This window comes from Salinirubellus litoreus, assembly GCF_037335815.1.
Classification (GTDB): domain Archaea; phylum Halobacteriota; class Halobacteria; order Halobacteriales; family Haloarculaceae; genus Salinirubellus; species Salinirubellus litoreus.
This window is the reverse complement of record NZ_CP147841.1, coordinates 3,142,467-3,158,253: the sequence shown is the minus strand read 5'-3', so window position 1 is coordinate 3,158,253 and position 15,787 is coordinate 3,142,467. Positions and strand designations below refer to the sequence as shown.

Annotated in this window: 16 protein-coding genes and 1 pseudogene; 7 read left to right on the top strand and 10 right to left on the bottom strand. The window is 69.4% G+C overall.

Going from position 1 to position 15,787, the window contains the following annotated elements; all coding sequences use genetic code 11:
- Positions 1 to 6: 6 nt before the first annotated feature.
- Positions 7 to 1,140, bottom strand: coding sequence for a serine hydrolase domain-containing protein (locus WDJ58_RS15785; RefSeq protein WP_338914234.1), 1,134 nt, complete (start codon positions 1,138 to 1,140; stop codon positions 7 to 9).
- A 91-nt stretch (positions 1,141 to 1,231) separates the two neighbouring features.
- On the opposite strand from WDJ58_RS15785, the gene WDJ58_RS15780 reads away from it, so the two are divergent.
- Both WDJ58_RS15780 and ddh read left to right on the top strand, forming a co-directional pair.
- Entirely contained in the window at positions 1,232 to 2,689 is a 1,458-nt protein-coding gene (locus WDJ58_RS15780) for an amidase (RefSeq protein WP_338914233.1), read from the top strand.
- 121 nt (positions 2,690 to 2,810) lie between these two features.
- A complete protein-coding gene (ddh, locus tag WDJ58_RS15775; protein WP_338914232.1) occupies positions 2,811 to 3,743 on the top strand; it encodes a D-2-hydroxyacid dehydrogenase in 933 nt (310 codons plus the stop codon).
- A gap of 156 nt (positions 3,744 to 3,899) precedes the next feature.
- Here the strand turns inward: ddh and WDJ58_RS15770 are convergent, their stop codons facing one another.
- From WDJ58_RS15770 to WDJ58_RS15750, 5 genes are all read right to left on the bottom strand, one after another.
- On the bottom strand, positions 3,900 to 4,265 hold the full coding sequence (locus WDJ58_RS15770) for a Rieske (2Fe-2S) protein (protein ID WP_338914231.1): 366 nt from the start codon (positions 4,263 to 4,265) through the stop codon (positions 3,900 to 3,902).
- Positions 4,262 to 5,341, bottom strand: a complete 1,080-nt coding sequence (locus tag WDJ58_RS15765; RefSeq protein ID WP_338914230.1) for an amidohydrolase family protein — start codon at positions 5,339 to 5,341, stop codon at positions 4,262 to 4,264. Before WDJ58_RS15765 ends, WDJ58_RS15770 begins: the two co-directional genes overlap by 4 nt.
- 156 nt (positions 5,342 to 5,497) lie before the next feature.
- The gene (locus WDJ58_RS15760) at positions 5,498 to 5,710 is read right to left on the bottom strand and encodes a hypothetical protein (RefSeq protein ID WP_338914229.1); all 213 of its coding nucleotides are present in this window, start codon (positions 5,708 to 5,710) and stop codon (positions 5,498 to 5,500) included.
- 1 nt (position 5,711) lies between these two features.
- Positions 5,712 to 6,005 carry a DUF433 domain-containing protein gene (locus WDJ58_RS15755; protein WP_338914228.1) on the bottom strand — a complete coding sequence of 98 codons (294 nt, stop codon included), beginning with the start codon at positions 6,003 to 6,005 and terminating at the stop codon, positions 5,712 to 5,714.
- A gap of 99 nt (positions 6,006 to 6,104) precedes the next feature.
- Positions 6,105 to 6,440, bottom strand: coding sequence for a hypothetical protein (locus WDJ58_RS15750; RefSeq protein WP_338914227.1), 336 nt, complete (start codon positions 6,438 to 6,440; stop codon positions 6,105 to 6,107).
- A 190-nt stretch (positions 6,441 to 6,630) separates the two neighbouring features.
- Here WDJ58_RS15750 and WDJ58_RS15745 point away from each other — a divergent pair, with 190 nt between their 5' ends.
- Together WDJ58_RS15745 and WDJ58_RS15740 are read left to right on the top strand one after the other, a co-directional pair.
- Positions 6,631 to 7,896, top strand: coding sequence for an MFS transporter (locus tag WDJ58_RS15745; RefSeq protein ID WP_338914226.1), 1,266 nt, complete (start codon positions 6,631 to 6,633; stop codon positions 7,894 to 7,896).
- Between the two features lie 128 nt (positions 7,897 to 8,024).
- Positions 8,025 to 8,327, top strand: a complete 303-nt coding sequence (locus tag WDJ58_RS15740; RefSeq protein WP_338914225.1) for a hypothetical protein — start codon at positions 8,025 to 8,027, stop codon at positions 8,325 to 8,327.
- A gap of 113 nt (positions 8,328 to 8,440) precedes the next feature.
- Here WDJ58_RS15740 and WDJ58_RS15735 read toward each other — a convergent pair whose 3' ends face one another.
- The 3 genes from WDJ58_RS15735 to WDJ58_RS15725 form a co-directional block, all read right to left on the bottom strand.
- Positions 8,441 to 8,770 (bottom strand): hypothetical protein, encoded by a 330-nt coding sequence (locus tag WDJ58_RS15735; protein ID WP_338914224.1) that lies wholly within the window; start codon positions 8,768 to 8,770, stop codon positions 8,441 to 8,443.
- Positions 8,767 to 10,125, bottom strand: coding sequence for an acyclic terpene utilization AtuA family protein (locus WDJ58_RS15730; RefSeq protein ID WP_338914223.1), 1,359 nt, complete (start codon positions 10,123 to 10,125; stop codon positions 8,767 to 8,769). Before WDJ58_RS15730 ends, WDJ58_RS15735 begins: the two co-directional genes overlap by 4 nt.
- 165 nt (positions 10,126 to 10,290) lie before the next feature.
- Complete coding sequence (locus WDJ58_RS15725) at positions 10,291 to 11,112, bottom strand: NAD-dependent epimerase/dehydratase family protein (protein ID WP_380661628.1); 822 nt, start codon at positions 11,110 to 11,112, stop codon at positions 10,291 to 10,293.
- Positions 11,113 to 11,244: 132 nt separating this feature from the next.
- Here WDJ58_RS15725 and WDJ58_RS15720 point away from each other — a divergent pair, with 132 nt between their 5' ends.
- Complete coding sequence (locus tag WDJ58_RS15720; protein ID WP_338914221.1) at positions 11,245 to 12,165, top strand: dihydrodipicolinate synthase family protein; 921 nt, start codon at positions 11,245 to 11,247, stop codon at positions 12,163 to 12,165.
- Positions 12,166 to 12,263: 98 nt separating this feature from the next.
- A pseudogene (locus WDJ58_RS26365) lies at positions 12,264 to 12,670 on the top strand (VOC family protein).
- A gap of 85 nt (positions 12,671 to 12,755) precedes the next feature.
- Here WDJ58_RS26365 and WDJ58_RS15710 read toward each other — a convergent pair.
- Complete coding sequence (locus WDJ58_RS15710; protein ID WP_338914220.1) at positions 12,756 to 14,435, bottom strand: thiamine pyrophosphate-binding protein; 1,680 nt, start codon at positions 14,433 to 14,435, stop codon at positions 12,756 to 12,758.
- 235 nt (positions 14,436 to 14,670) lie between these two features.
- Here WDJ58_RS15710 and WDJ58_RS15705 point away from each other — a divergent pair, with 235 nt between their 5' ends.
- Positions 14,671 to 15,717, top strand: coding sequence for a mannonate dehydratase (locus tag WDJ58_RS15705; protein ID WP_338914219.1), 1,047 nt, complete (start codon positions 14,671 to 14,673; stop codon positions 15,715 to 15,717).
- Positions 15,718 to 15,787: the final 70 nt, after the last annotated feature.

The following is a 15,787-nucleotide window of genomic DNA, read 5'->3' as shown; positions in this document are numbered from 1 at the left end:
CCCGAGCTACTCGACGGCGTCGAGCAGGCGCTCGAAGAAGCCGTCCATGACCGGGTAGTCCGCGCGGGGTTCGCCCTCGTGGTCGCGGAGCCAGCGGACGACCGCCACGAGGTCGTGCTCGGGGTCGACCCAGAGGACGTTGTGGCCGTGGCCGATGGCCGCGAAGCTCGACTCGGGCGCGCTCGGCCACAGTTCGCGATCGGTGTTGAGCCACCAGAGGTAGCCGTAGGTCGGCTTGATCGGGCAGGGGGTCGTGCTCGCCTCCATCCACGCCTCCGAGACGAGACGCTCGTCGCCCCACCGGCCGCGGGCGAGCGCGAGCAGTCCGATCCGCGCGAGGTCCCTCGTGGGTATCCATAGCCCGCCGCCCCAGTGCCCACCCCCCGAGACGCTCTCGATCGGACGGCCGTCGACCTCGACCGAGGAGTTCCGGTAGCCGTGCCACTCCCAGTTCCCGGATGCACCGATGGGATCCATGACGGACTCCCGGAGGACCTGCGGGAGCGGTTCGCCGAGGACCCGGAGCAGCGAGAGCGCGAGCCGGTTGATGCGGACGTCGTTGTACTCCCAGTAGGTCCCCGGATCGCGGAGCTCGCGGACGCCGTGTTCGCCGACGTCGCTCGCGTCCTTTCCCACTGCCCGATTGCGGTCGACGGAGTCGGGCTTGTCGAACAGCGTCCCCTCCCACTCGCTGGTCCCCTGGAGGAGGTGTTCCCAGGTTATGGGGGCGTTCTGTGGCGAGTCGAACCCCCCGTCGTCGACGGTCTCGGCCACCGGGTCGTCGATGTCGAACAGCCCGCGGTCGTGGGCCACGCCGGCGACCAGCGAGAGGGCGCTCTTGGTGACGCTGAAGGCGTGGTCCGTACGGGTCGTATCGCCCCACTCGGCGACCGCGTGGCCGTCCTTCAGGACGAGTCCGTTCGCGCCCCCGCGTCGATCCGGCATCGGCCCGATGATCTCGCCGTGTTCGTCCTCGGACTCGTCGTACCGCTCGCGGTTGGCGAGGTCGAAACGGACCTGCTCGGCCGGCGTGTCGTTCACCTTCGCGTAGTCGACCGCTTCGCGTAACCGATCGGGGTCGAGACCCACCGACTCCGGAGCGCGGCGCTCGAACTCGGCATTCGGGAAGTGGAGCGTCATCGGTCGCCGTGGGCGGAGCGGGGACAAAAGCGTGTTCCCGGGACGAGCGCGAGCACCCCAACGTTATGCCGGTCCACCGAGAGAGGGGTCCATGACCGACCTTCCTGCGGTGTCGGCGGCTGAACTGGGCCGGCGGGTCCGCGCGGGCGACGTCTCGCCGGTCGAGGTCGTCGAGGCGCACCTCGACCGGATCGAGGCCCTGGACGACGAGATCAACGCCTTCGTCGCGCTCCGTGCCGACGAGGCACGCGAGGAAGCCCGCGAGGTGGAGCGAGAGATCGAGGCGGGCGAGGATCCCGGGCCGCTCGCGGGCGTCCCGGTCGCCGTGAAGGACCTGGAGGACGTCGCGGGCCTGCCGACGACGGACGGTTCGAAACCCCTCGAAGACAACGTCGCCGAGGAGAACGCGCTGTTCGTCGAACGCCTCCGGAACGCGGGCGCGATCGTCCTCGGGAAGACGAACACGCCGGAGTTCGGGCACAAGGGGACGACCGACAACCTCCTCTTCGGCGCGACGGGGACGCCGTTCGACCCCTCGCGTAACGCCGGTGGCTCCTCCGGCGGGAGCGCGGCGGCCGTCGCCGCCCGCATGGCCCCGATCGCGCAGGGCTCCGACGGCGGGGGCTCCGTACGGATCCCGTCGGCGTGGTGTGGGATCTTCGGCCTCAAGCCGACCTACCGGCGTATCCCCCGGCCGAGCGAGCCGGACGCCTTCTCGCACACGCCGTTCTCCCAGCTCGGCCCACACTCCAGAACCGTCGAGGACGCCGCGCTGATGATGGACGTCCTCTCGGGACCGGGACCGGGCGATCCGCTCGTCCTCCCCGACGACGGGACCGACTACACGGAAGCGCTCGACCGCGACGTCTCCGACCTCCGGATCGCCTACAGTCCCGACCTCGGCGTCTTCCCGGTCGACGAACGCGTCCGGACCGTCGTCGACGACGCGGTCGGGGCGTTCGAGGCGGCCGGCGCGACCGTCGAGCGGGTCGATGAGGTGTTCCGACAGCCCCACGAGGAGCTCTACGCGGCGTGGGTACGGGGGTTCGAGGTGAAGTTCGCCGCGCTGGCCGAGAACCTCCGGGAGTCGGAGGGGATAGACTACCTGGGTGCCGACCGTGAGGACACGACGCCGGCGTTCGCCGAGGCCATCGAGACCGGGCAGGAGATGTCGGCCGTCGACTACAAACGCGCCGACAACGTCCGGACGTCGGCGTTCCTCGCGGTACAGGACCTCCTCTCCGAGTACGACCTGCTCGCCTCCGCGACGCTCGCCGTTCCCCCGGTCGAGAACCGCGACGACGGGAACACCGTCGGGCCGACGGAGATCGACGGGAAGCCCGTCGACCCGCTGGTGGGCTGGTGTCTCACCTACCCGTTCAACATGACCGGCCACCCCGTCGCGTCGATCCCGGCGGGGCTCGACGGGGACGGCCTCCCCGTCGGGTTACAGCTCGCGGGACGCCGCTTCGAGGACGAAACCGTCCTGGCGGCCAGCGCCGCGTTCGAGCGCGAGCGACCCTGGCACGACACCTACGACGCCATCTGAGGGGGTGGACGAGATCCGAGGCGCGCGAGTCGCCCGCGATCCGGGACCTGGGCGGGGTCCACGGGCGAGTGCGACGGGTCGCACACGAAGGTTCAACTCGGGGACCCGAGAAGCCCCCCGCATGGACGTAGCGCGGATCGGTGTACACGAGTCGGTCGAACGGGTCTTCCCCCCCGAAGAACTGCGCGAGTTCCTCGACGACGCGGGCCCGGAGGTCGCGGTCGTCGGCGACCCCGACGAGGTCGAGGGGTGTGACCTGCTGGTGACGCTCGCCTGGGACGAGCGGTTCCTCGACGCGGGGATCGGGTGGATCCACTCGATCCAGGCCGGCGTCGACCGCTTCCCCTTCGAGGATCTCGAATCGAACGGGATCACCCTCACCAACAGTACGGGTATCCACGGCGAGAGCGTCGGCGAGACCGTCGTCGGCTACATGCTGACGTTCGCCCGCCGGCTCCACGTCTACCTCCACAATCAGCGCGACCACGAGTGGACGACTCCGGCGTGGGACGAGCCGTTCACCCTCAACGGACGGTCGGTCTGCGTCGTCGGGCTGGGGACGCTCGGGCGCGGCATCGCCTCCCGGGCGTCGGCGCTCGGCATGCGCGTCACGGGCGTCAAGCGGACCGTCGAGCCGGTCCCGGACGTCCAGCAAGTCCACCCCCAGGACGAGCTCCTCTCGGCCGTCGAGGGCGTGGATTTCGTCGCGCTCGCGTGCCCGCTCACCGAGGAGACGCACCACCTCGTCGACGAGGAGGTGCTGGCGGCGATGGATGATGGATCGTACCTCCTAAACGTCGCACGGGGATCCGTGATCGACGAAGACGCGCTCGTCGAGGCGCTTCGCGGGGGTGAACTGGCCGGTGCCGCACTCGATGTCTTCGAGGAGGAACCCCTTCCCGCCGACTCGCCGCTGTGGGACTTCGAGGAGGTGCTCGTGACACCACACAAGTCCGGGTCGACCTGGGAGTACTACCAGCTAGTGGGTGAGCTGGTCTACGAGAACCTCGAACGCGACGAACGAGGGGAGGAACTGATCAACCGGGTGGTGTGAGCGGCCGCTCGGAGTAGCGCGTGACGGGCCGTAGGTGTGGTCTCGCGTGCGATATCGTAGGGATCATCGTAGCCAGCCGGAGGATTCGACCGTTCGACGTGGGTCGCGGGGCGTAACTCCCGGCGGGGAATCTACGAACCACGACGATGATCCCTATCAGAGCGTGACGACCAGTTCCCCGTCCCGGACCTCGACGGGGTAGGACGGCAGCCCGACCGAACGCTTCGAGAGGCAGTCGCCCGACGTGACGTCGTACTCCCAGCCGTGCCAGGGACACATCAGGACCTCGCCCTCCCGAGACCAGGAGAGGGAGGTCTCCCCCGAATCGCGATCGTAGCTCGCCTCGACCGTCCCGGTGAGGTTCCCCTCGCAGATCGGTCCCCCCTGATGACGGCACCAGTTGAGGTACGCGCGGTACTCCCCGCCGAGGTTGAACACGGCGATCTCCCGGCCCTTCAGCTCCGTCACGACCCGCTCTCCCTCGCCGACCTCCTCGGCGGCCGCGACCACGAACTCCGTCATATATCGAGGTCGAACGCTTCCTTCGCGGTCCCCGAGAGCACCCGCTCGCGGTCCTCCGCGGCGTAGAACCGCTTCATGTGGTTGTCGAGCGCGTCCGGGTGGTCGAAGTCCCAGTGGGGGTAGTCGGTGGCGAGCATCAGCCGGTCGGTTCCGAGGATGTCGATGATCGACTTGAGGTGTGCGGGGTCGTTCGGTTCCCCGAGGGGCTGGCTGGCGAAGTAGAACGACTCGCGGATGTACTCCTCGGGGCTCTTCTCCAGCAGGGGGGCCTCGCGCCGGCGCATCCCGTACTCCTTGTTCCAGCGGAACATCATGTACGGCACCCACGAGATGCCGGCTTCGAGGAACGTGAAGTTGAGGTCGGGGAACTTCTCGGGGACGCCGTTGACGAGCATGCTCGACAGCGTGAGCATGTGTGCCCAGGGGTGTGCGAGGACGTGCGTCGCGGCGAACCGGTCGATGGCGTTGTCCTGGATGGGGAAGTCCCGGGCGAACGGCGCGCCCGCCGAGGCGTGGAAAGCGACGTGGAGGCCGTTGTCCTCGGCGGCGCGGTAGATCGGGTCGAAGTCCGGGTTACCTAGCGGGAGGTGTGCCCCACTGTTCAGGACGTAGACCCCGACGATCCCCTTCTCGTCGGCCATCCGGTCGATCTCCTCGGCTGCCTTCTCGGGCTTCTGCGTGGCGACCGAGACCAGCCCCCGGAAGTGGTCGTAGTGATCGAGGTAGTGCTCCATCAGGTAGTCGTTGTAGGCGTACATCATGTTGACCGCCTTGTCCGACTCGGGCACCGACGCGAGCACCGGGAAGGCGTTGATGATGGGGTAGTCGATGTTGAACCCTTCGCAGACCTTCTCGTTGACCGTCTCGGCGTCCGGGAGCGACTCCTTCTTGATGTTCCCCCCCATGTAGCGGTCCCAGCCGCTCCGGTTCACGGGGGTGTACGTGGGGTTCTTGATGGAACTACGGTACGGCTCGTCGCAGTAGTCGGCCAGGTCCTCGAGCGGGATCCGGAGGTGGAGGTCGGCGTCGACGACCGTGTGCTTCGTCAGGGGACTCTGCTCGGCTTGCGTTGCCATGTCGGGGAGCGAGGGGAACCGCCCGTAAATATGTTCGTCCCGTGGCGGAGGTGACGGCCATCGGGTCGAGTCCGGCGATCCGTACCGGTTACGCCCAGGGGTCGAGTTCCTCACGCCCCGTGAACTCCTCGCGATCCCGATAGGCGTCGACCATCGTTACGAGTGCCGAAGCCTCCCGGTAGGCGGCCATCGTGTCGTCGTAGAGGATGACGAGGTCGTGCTCGCGTGCGTACGGGAGAACGTCCTCCTCGTCGTCGCGCCTAGCCAGAGCGCATCACGGACGTGCTCGGCGTACAGTCCCTCCTTCTCCAGGTAGGTTGCCGTCTTCGGGTCGACGTTCTCGTCCAGGAGGAACCGCCAGGCGCTCATCTCATGCCGCGTCCGGCCCGACACCGTCGGGGCGGTCGACCCTCTCGCGGAACGATTCGACAGCGTCCGCCCGCTCGTCCTCCACCTCGCGCATCTCGCGGGGGTGGTTGTGGTAGTATGCCAGTGCGTGATAGACGTCGGCGACGTCGAGGTCGTAGCGGTCGGCGACCGCCTCGGGGTCCTCCCCGCGCTCCTCGACGAGTGCGTAAACCTGTCTGACGCTGATCCGCCGACCACGGACGTGCGGTTCGCTCAGGTGATCGTGAGCGATCCGTCGTACATCGCGTTCGGCCATGGGTGATCTATCCACCAGGTGTTCAAAAGCGTACTGCTGACCGAGAATTCGGTCACATCCGAACCTCGTTCGACGCCATTTGACCCGCAACCCCTCGGCCTATCCCCCCAGTTCTTCCGCGACCAGTCGCTCGAACTCCGCCGACTCCATCTCGTAGACGGTGTTGCCGTGCTCGTCGCGGTGTCTCCCGATGGGGAAGATCCGCTCGCCGTCCGCGCGGACCTCCCAGTCCTCGGGGTACCGGGGTTCGAGGGAGACGAACCGGAGGGTGCACCCGTACTCCTCCTCGAGGCGCTCGACGACGCGGTAGGTGTAGACGTCGTCGGCGAACCGGGAGGGCTCGTACGGCGGGAGCGACATCTCCTCGCGGAGTCGCTCGTTCTCGACCCACCAGGACGGGCGGTCGTCGGGCGACACGTCGTCGGCCCCGGTCACGCCCGGATGAGGGACGGGCGTCGGCAAGAAACCACCGGCACGCTGGCCCGCGTGGTTCGGGCGTCCCCCGACTCGCCGCGGGAGGCCGGACGAGGGCCGTCGGCGGCGTCCGTCTATCGGCCAGTCACCCCCCGACCGTCCCATTTATGACCCGGGGTCGCGGTTGTGGCAGGCGAGGTCGGAGAGCCGAGTGACGGACGAACCGCGGACCGAGCGCCTCCAGCGTCTCGCCATCGGGGTAGCGGCGGCTGCGAACAAGGGCCGGGCCGTCCTGATGGGGACGGCGATGGCGGTGTACATCGGCCGCGTCGGGACGCCGTTCGAGGTGAGCCTCGTCTTCACCGTCTACTGGTTCGGGCTGATGGCGTTCTCGCCGGTCGCGGGGGCCGTCGCGGACGTGACGGGGCGGCGGCGTGCGGTCCTCGTCGGGACGGCGCTGCTCTCGACGGTCGCGATCCTCCCGCTCGCGGTGGTCGACGGCGTGTGGGCCCCGCTCGCCTTTCGGGGACTGTTCGCCGTCTTCGCCGCCGGGTTCCTCCCCGTGATGCTCACGGTCGTGAGCGAGCGCGGGGGGTCCACGGGCCGGGGCCAGTCACTCGGCTACTTCAACAGCATGCAGGCCGTCGGGTTCATGGGCGCACAGTTCTTCGCCGGCGTCCTGCTGGGTCTGGTCGCCCCTTGGGCGCTCTACCTCTTCGTCGCCGGCGTGAGCGCGGTCGTCTTCGTCGCCGCGATGTTCGTCAGCGACCCCGCGCCACCGTCGGATACCTCGGCCACGCTGAGCGAGGTCACGAGCGAGGTCCGCCACCGGCTCTTCCCCGCACAGGGCAACCGCGAGCACCTCCGACGAAACGGGCTCCGGTCGCTCTACGCCGCGGTGCTCGTCCGGAACATGACCGTGCTCGGGATATCGAGCCTCCTCCCGGTGTACCTGCTCTCGGAGGTCGGCGTCTCGGAGTTCCTCATGGGGATCCTGCTCGCGATCAACCCGGCCGCCCAGATGGCGTTCATGTACCTGTTCGGCCGCGTCGCGGACGGCTGGGGGCGCAAACCGCTCGTCGTCGCCGGGATGGCCGGGGCGGGCGTCCACGCGCTCGTGATGGCCGCCGCCGTCCTCCCGGGGACGATCCCGCTCCGGGCGGTCGTCGCGGCCGGGGGGCTGTTCGTGCTGGCGGCGGCGTTCTCCGCGGAGACGACAGGGACGTACGCGTTCATCGGCGACATCGCCCCGACGGCCCGCGAGTCGGAGCTGATGGGACTCCACTCGACGTTCCGCGGGTTCGGCGGGATGGTCGGCCCGCCGCTCATCGGGCTCGTCGCCACCGTGACGACCTTCGAGACGGCCTTCGCGGCCGCCAGCCTGCTCGCCTTCGGCGGGACCGCGCTCGTCGCCTGGCGGCTCGTCGAGAGCTACGAGGGCGCGGGAACCCGCACGACCGCCGCTCCCGAGGACTGACCCGGCTACGCGGGGTCGTTCGTCGGCGCTCCCCTCTCCGGTCGACCGCTCGCCGGGACGCCACCACGAGCGCCCCTGGAAGTCGCCGGCACCCGGAGATCTTTGGTACTTCGACACATGGTTCGGCCGTGGACGACCGCAGCCTGCGCGACCGCGCCGTGACCACCCACTGGGAGCCGCCGGTCCACGGCCTCGAACGGGCGATGTGGACCGCCCGCGACCCCGAGACTGGCTGCACCGGCATCGGCAAGGTCGAGGCCGAGGCGTACGGGAACCTCGCGGCCGCCTTCCACCTGTACGAGGAGGAGGGGAGTTCCGTCGGCTACACGAAGTACCCCGGAACGCTCCGTCGAAAACCGATGGGTGATCCCGGGCGCGGCGGGAAGACGGGCCTGATCGACTGGCTGGCCGACGCCTTCCGACGCGAGTGAGCCGGCCCGGGTGTCGCCCTCACGTGTCCCCCTCGGACGGAACCCGAACCGCTATGCTTCCGGGAACGGTCGAGAGTCGGGGTCATGCACGGACCTGCGCCCGGCGTTCGTGCTCATCCCTCCGAGGACGGTCCGTCCTCGGCGTCGAGTTCGATGCCCAGGACGGCAAAGGACAGGGACTTGCCGTGGCCGTCGAGCCGCAGCGAGGTGGTGACCCCGCCGGCGAGGGCGTCCTCGACGACGAAGTTCAGCGCGCGTAGCTGGGGGAGTTCGTAGCGCGTCACCGTCCCCTCGATCAGGGGGTCGAGCGCCGCGCCGAGGCGGTCCGCGGTGAGCCGTTCTTCGAGCAGGGCGTACCCCTCGGCGTCGTACGCGACGACGGATGCGTTGAGCGTGTTCCCCTTGTCGCCACACCGGACGTGAGCCAGGTCGCGGACGTTCATCGCTCTACCTCCACCGTTCGTCCCTCGGGGTGGAGGGTGACAGTGGGATCCACGAGGTCGCGATCGAGGAGGGTCGAGGCGATCCCCACGACCCGCCGGGTATCGGTCGTCACGCCGCCGCCGCCCGCGGGACCGTTGGTGTAGAGCGTCTCGACCTCGTTCGCGACCGCCCGCGCGGTCGTCGGGTCACGACACCGGGCGGCCACGCGGAGTCGCACCTCGTAGGGTTCTCCCGGATGTCCGCGTCCGAGGTCGCCGTGCAGCGAATCGACGCCGATCCGGTCGACGCGGAGCTCCTCGATATCCGACTCGGTGCCCCGGCGCTCCAGGCGCGTCTCGACCACCGACGCCGCGAGGTCGGCCCGGTCGAGCGCCCCCGGCCCGGCGTACCCGATGGACCCCTCGCCGACGACCGAGTCCTCGTAGCAGACGTTCACCTTCAGGGTGTCCGTTCGGGGCCGGGCGCGAGCGCCCGTGACCCGGACACGACCCTCCGTCACGGCCTCGAACTCGACGGCCGAGAAGTCAGCGACGGCGTCCGGCGTGACGTACGCGGACGGGTCGTGGACCTCGTAGAGGAGCTGCTCGGTGCAGGTCCGTACCGTGACCTCCCCGCCCGCATCCGGGAGCTTCGTCACGATCAGGCCGCCGTCGGACTCCACCTCGGCGAGCGGGAAACCGAGGTCGGCGAGCCCGTCGACGTCCTTGTACCCCGGATCGGCGAAGTATCCGCCGGTCACCTGCCCGGCGCACTCGAGGAGATGCGCGGTGACGACGCCCTGCCCGATCGGGCCGCGGGGTTCTCGGGTCGACCAGCCGAACTCGAAGACGAGCGGGGCGAGGAACAGCGAGGTGTCCGCGACGCGGTCGGTGATCACCACGTCCGCGCCGGTGTCGAGCGCGGCGACGATCCCCTCGACGCCGAGGTAGGCGTCCGCCGCGACGACGCCCTCGATCTCCGAGACGCGCCCGCCCCCGTAGGTCTCCTCCTCGACGAGGTCGAGCCGGTCGCGGACGTCCGAGCCGGCGACGCTCGCCACCGTCACGTCGAGGCCGACCTCCTCGGCGATCTCGCTCGTCGCCTCGGCGGCCCCCTCCGGGTCGGCCGCGCCCATGTTCGTCACGACGGTCGTCTCCCGCTCTACGCACTCGGGGAGGACACGCCGCATCCGCTCGCGGAGCCGCGGGTCGTACCCCGGCTCCCCCCGCCCGATCCGCTCCTGGGCGAGCGCGAGCGTCCGCTCGCCGAGACACTCGAACCCGAGGTAGTCGAGGTCTCCATCCCGAGCGAGTTCGACGGCGGGTTCGATCCGATCGCCGGCGTAGCCCGCGCCGGCTCCGATGCGGACGGTCACGCGTTCGACCCCTTCGAGGCGTCGATCGAGTCGTCGGTCGCCGATCCCCGGGCTGACGGTCGCTTGCGGAACGGACTCGTGGATACCATGCCCGTCGCCTGCTCCGGGCGGGAGTGTAAAGCTACGCCCGTCGGGACGGGCTCGGGCGGGGGAGAACGAAGAGACTCACTCGGGCGGGGCGTCCCACTTCTCGCCGTCGTCCTGCGGGTCGTACCCGATCACCTCACGCGCGTGGTCGACGTCGAACCAGCGGCGCTCGTTGTCGCTGACGCCGTAGAAGATATCGAACGCGGGACCGTCGACCTGCAGACACCGATCGGTCATCTGGGCGAAGTCCCGCCGGGACTGCCACATCGCCTTCATCCGGGCGGCCTGCTCATCGTACGCCTCGCTCCCGCGCTCCCAGTCGCCGCGGTCGACGCCGTGCTCGGCGTCCCCGTACGGGTGGTCGTACTCCGGATCACGGACCGAGCAGATACGTATCGCGTAGAACTTCGTGGGGGCATCGCGGGTCTCGACGTACTGGCGGCCGAGCGCCTCGCCGAACACCTTCGAGGTGCCGTAGTACGAATCGGGCCGGAGCGGATCGGTGTGATCGACCGTGATTCCGTGTCCGGGGTAGTAGACCTCGGGCGCGTTCTCGACCTCGTACATCCCGACGGCGTGGTTCGAGGAGGCGAAGACGAACCGCTCGACACCGGCGTCCGCGGCGGCTTCGAGCGCGTTCTGCATCCCGACGACGTTGTTCTCCAGGATCTCCCGCCAGGTCCCGTCCGTCTCGGGGTAGCCCGCGAGGTGGACGACGGCGTCCTTGCCGTCGAAGGCCGGTCGGATGGCGTCGTAGTCGGCCACGTCCGCGACGACCGTCTCGTGCTCGGGGTGGTTCTCCCGGTCGAGGTAGGTGAACTCGTAGGCGTCCTCGTCCGCGAGGTGGTCGACGAGCGCCGTCCCGACGCGACCGTACGCTCCCGTGAGTAGCACGTCCATCTCGTCTCCCACCTCCGGGAACGCCCTAATAGCTGTTGTGCCGATGCCGGTCCGGTCGCCCGCTCTCGCGACCACCGGGGCCCCCCGGACGCAAAGACTTTGAACCTGGGGTCAGTGTTGCTGACGACTAGCATGAGCTACGAGTCGCTGAAGGAGGACTTGCGAGGCGTCGCGTTCACGAACCCGACCCCGTTCACCGAGGACGGCGAGAGCGTCCGGCACGAGGCGATGCGTGAGAACCTGGAGGCCATCGTCGACGCGGGGGGACGCCTGATCATCCCGTGTGGCAACACGGGCGAGTACTACTCGCTGACGAACGAGGAGCGGGTCGCCGTCGTCGAGACCACCGTCGAGGCGGTCGGCGACTCGGCCTCGGTCGTCGCGGGCGTTGGCGGGAGCACCAAGACCGCACTCGACCTGAGCGAACGGTACGAGCAGGCCGGCGCGGACGCGCTCCTCGTGATGCATCCCGTCCACACCTACATGCACGAGCGCGGGGTCGAGGAGTACTACCGGCGGATCATCGAGGCGACGGATCTCGGCGTGGTGCTCTACAAGCGCGGTCCCGAACTCACTCACGACCACCTCGCCTCGCTCGCCGACTACGACAACGTCGTCGCGGTCAAGTACGCCGACAACGACGTAAAGGCGTTCTCCTCGGCGGCCTCCTCGATCGACGGCGTGGTCTGGTCGAACGGTATCGCCGAGCGGTTCGGCCCCTCCTTCGCCGTCGAGGGCGCGGAGGGCTACACCACCGGCATCGGCAACTTCGTCCCCGAGGCGACGCTCGCGCTGATGGAGGCGCTCCGCGAGGAGGACTGGGAGCGCGCCCGCGAGATCCGGGACGTCCTCAGACCGTACGAGGACCTCCGCGAGGAGCCCGGCGAGGGCAGCACGATCTCGGCGGGGAACAACGTCCCCGCCGTGAAGTTCGGCATGGAGCTCGCGGACCTCCACGGCGGGCCCGTGCGCGAGCCGCTGGTCGACCTCTCCGAGGCCGACCGCGAGCGCGCACGCGAGTACTACGACCGTATCGTCACCGCCGACCTCTGAGGTCCGATCGGCCCGGGAGTCCCGGGACTGTTCGACCGCACCCGAACCGAGATCCGTGCGTACGGCGGGCCAAAGCCCTCGCGCGACGTTCGGAGGGTATGGACCCGCGGATCAGCATCGTCACACTCGGCGTACGGGACCTGAAGCATCGACGGCGTTCTACCGGGACGGGCTCGGGTTACCCCAGCGGACGAACGAGGAGGAGGGGGACGTCGCTTTCTTCACGATGTCGGGTGCGTGGCTCGCGCTGTACCCGTAGGAGGCGTTAGCCGAGGACGCGACGGTCCCGGCGGAGGGGACGGGATTTCGAGGGTTCACGCTCGCACACGACGTCGGATCGAAGGAGGACGTAGATGCCGTCCTCTCCGAGGCCGAGTCGGCCGGCGCGGAGATCACGACGACGCCGGCGGACATCTTCTGGGGCGGCTACTCGGGCTACTTCTCGGACCCGGACGGGTTCCTCTGGGAGGTCGCCTGGGCCCCCGACTTCCCGATAGAGGGGTGACCGTCGTCCCGTGGCGGCTCCCCCCGGAAGTGCGATACGGACCGTCCGAGGCGTGGGGCGGAGGAGCTGCGAACGGCGATCGCGGTCAGGGTAGGTCGATAGTCGAATCGTAGTCGGCGGCCTCGGCGGCCGACGGCTCGTCCGTGCGGACGCCGACGTCGATCAGCGTCGGGCCCTCGCTACCGATCGACTCGGTGACGGCTTCGCCGAGTTCGTCGGCGGTCTCGACCCGGACGGCCGAGCAGCCGAACCCCTCGGCGATCTTCGCGTAGTCGGGCGTCTCCCAGGTGAATCGGTGCCCCTCGGTGTACTGTTCGATGGCGGGGGACTTGCTGATGATGCCGTAGTCGCGGTTGTTCGAGACCACGAGAGTGAGGTCGATGTCCTCCTCGGCGGCGGTCGCGAGCTCGTGGATACACATCAGGAGGCCGCCGTCGCCGGAGAGACAGACGATCGGCGTGTCGGGTTCGGCGAGGCCGGCCCCGACCGCCGCCGGGAGGCCGACACCCATGCCGGCCCAGGAGCCGGCGCTGACGAACCGGTCCGGACGGTAGGTCTCGAAGACCTGCATGCTCCACAACCTGAAGCCGCCGACGTCGGTCGTCACGACCGCGTCCCGGGGCGTGGCCTCCCGCACCTCCCCGAGCACGCGGGGGGTGTGTAGCGGCGGATCGTCCTCGTACAGGCCCCTGGATTCGAGCGCGTCGTAGTACTCCTCGCGGACGGACGTGGACACCTCGGCACCGTCCCACCCGCCGGCTCCGCCACCGTCGAGATCGTCGAGGAGCGCGTCGCCGACGGCGGTGACGTCACCGACGATAGGGACGTCGGCCTCGTAGGCGGCCCCGATGTCCTCGGGCGCGAGGTTCACGTGGACGAGCGTCTCGCCCATCGGCAGCTCCCAGTGTGCGGTTGTGACGCCGTCGAAATCCGTTCCCAGGGCGAGCACGACGTCCGCGCGGTCGAGCACCCGGCTGGCACCCGCCGGGAAGTGGCTCCCGGTGACGCCGAGGAACTGTGGGTCGTCCTCGGGGAAGACGCCCTTGCCCTTGTAGGAGGCGGCGACCGGCGCGTCGAGCGCGTCGGCCAGTTCGCCGATCACGCGGACGCCTTCGGGCGTCCGGCGCGCGCCTCCGCCGACGTAGATCACGGGACGGTCGGCCCCGGCGAGCAGGTCGGCCGCGCGGGATATCTCGCCCTCGTTGTCGTACTCGGCACGCTCGGGATCGACGGTGACCGGCGGGGCGGCGAACTCGCTGTCGAGGATGCTGCTCGGGACGCCGAGACGGACGGGACCGGTCGGCGGCGTGTGTGCGAGTTCGATGCCGCGGGCGACCTCCTCGCGGAGGTCCATCGGCCGCTCGACGTTGACGTTCGCCTTCACGGCGTGGTCGAACGTCTCGGGATCGATCTCGTGGATGGGTCCCTTCCCGCGGTCCTCGGGCGCGGCGTCCGCGGAGACGTGCAGGATGGGCACGCAGTCCTCCGTGGCGTTCTTGAGCCCGTGCATGGCGTTCGTGTCGCCCGGCCCGGGAACGGTGAGCGTGGCGGCGGTCCGGCCGCTCACCTCGTTGTAGCCCCACGCGACGTGCGGGATAGCCGTCTCGTGGCGGCACATCACGTAGGTCATGTCGTCCCGCTCGGCGACCGCGCGGTCGAGCGGGAGGGTCTGTGTCCCCGGCAGGCCGACGAGGAGTTCGACGCCCGCGTCGACGAGCGCGTCGTAGACGTACTCGCTCCCCCGTCGGGTCGGCTGGTCACTCATGGACGCCTCTGCCACCCCCGGGGAGGTTAGTCCTTGCCCTCGGCGACGACGAAACGGGCCCACGGAGCGTCGACCACGGGAACGGGGCACCGGGCCCGTGCGGAACGGATCGGGGACGGGACCTCTCCGCCGGGCTCCCCCGGGATGCACGGGCCACTCCGGGACCCCGTGTATCCCCGCCGGGGCGCGCTCGACCGGTCGTAACAGGTAACTGGATGGGGGATTCAGCGGTGATATGCCAGAAGGGACGGGAGAGACGGGAATCCGCGTCGGGGTACGGACGCGAACGCTGTCCCCCGAGCGACTCCGGTTCGTCCGACAGCTCGGAGCGACCGACATCTTCGTCGACCACGCCGACATCGAGGAGGAGCCGGACGAGTTCAACGACCGGGAGGGGACGAACACGCTCGCCGTCGGCCGCGACATGATCCCGTCGGTCGAGGAACTGGAGGCCGCCCAGGAGCGCGTCGAGTCCCACGGGCTGACGCTCCGGGGGATCCAGTCGTTACCGTACTCCCTGTACGGCGATATCATGTTTGGCCGCGAGGGCGAGGAGGAGGCGCTCTCGCAGATCACCACCCTGATCCGGAACCTCGGGGAAGCGGGAGTCCCGATCCTCGGCTACCAGTGGAACCCGCGCGGCGTCGTACCCATGCGGACCGCGCCGGTCAGGACCCGCGGCGAGGCGGAGGGTACGGCGTTCGACTTCGACGAGGTCGAGGACCCCGACGCGCTCGCGCCCGGTATCGACCGCGCGTACACCGAGGAGGAGTTCTGGGAGAACTACGAGCGGTTCGTCGAGCACATCGTCCCCGTCGCGGAGGAGGCGGGCGTCCGACTCGCGCTGCATCCGGTTGATCCGCCGGTGATCGAGTCGCTCAAGGGGATCCCGCGGCTGTTCCGGAACGTCGAGAACTTCGAGCGTGCGATGGGGATCGTCCCGAGCGACTACCACGGCCTCAAGCTCTGCATGGGCTGTTTCTCGCAGATGGGTGAGGACATGAACGAGGTCCTGCGTCGGTTCGGCGAGCGCGACCAGATCGTGTTCATCCACTTCCGGGACGTCGTCGGCACGGTGCCGAAGTTCCACGAGACGTTCGTCGACATGGGGAACTTCGACACCGTCGAGGCGGTCCGGACCCTCCGGGACGTCGGGTTCGACGGCGTGGTGATTCCCGACCACGTCCCGAAGATGGAGGGCGACGACGACTGGCGACACCGCGCCCGCGGGTTCACCGTCGGCTACCTGCGCGGCGTCATCGACACGGTCCGGTCGGAGTAGCCGAGTAGCGTACCGGCGCACATCGGATCGCTCCCGTCCCGACCGGCACCGTTCCGATCGCCCGTGACGA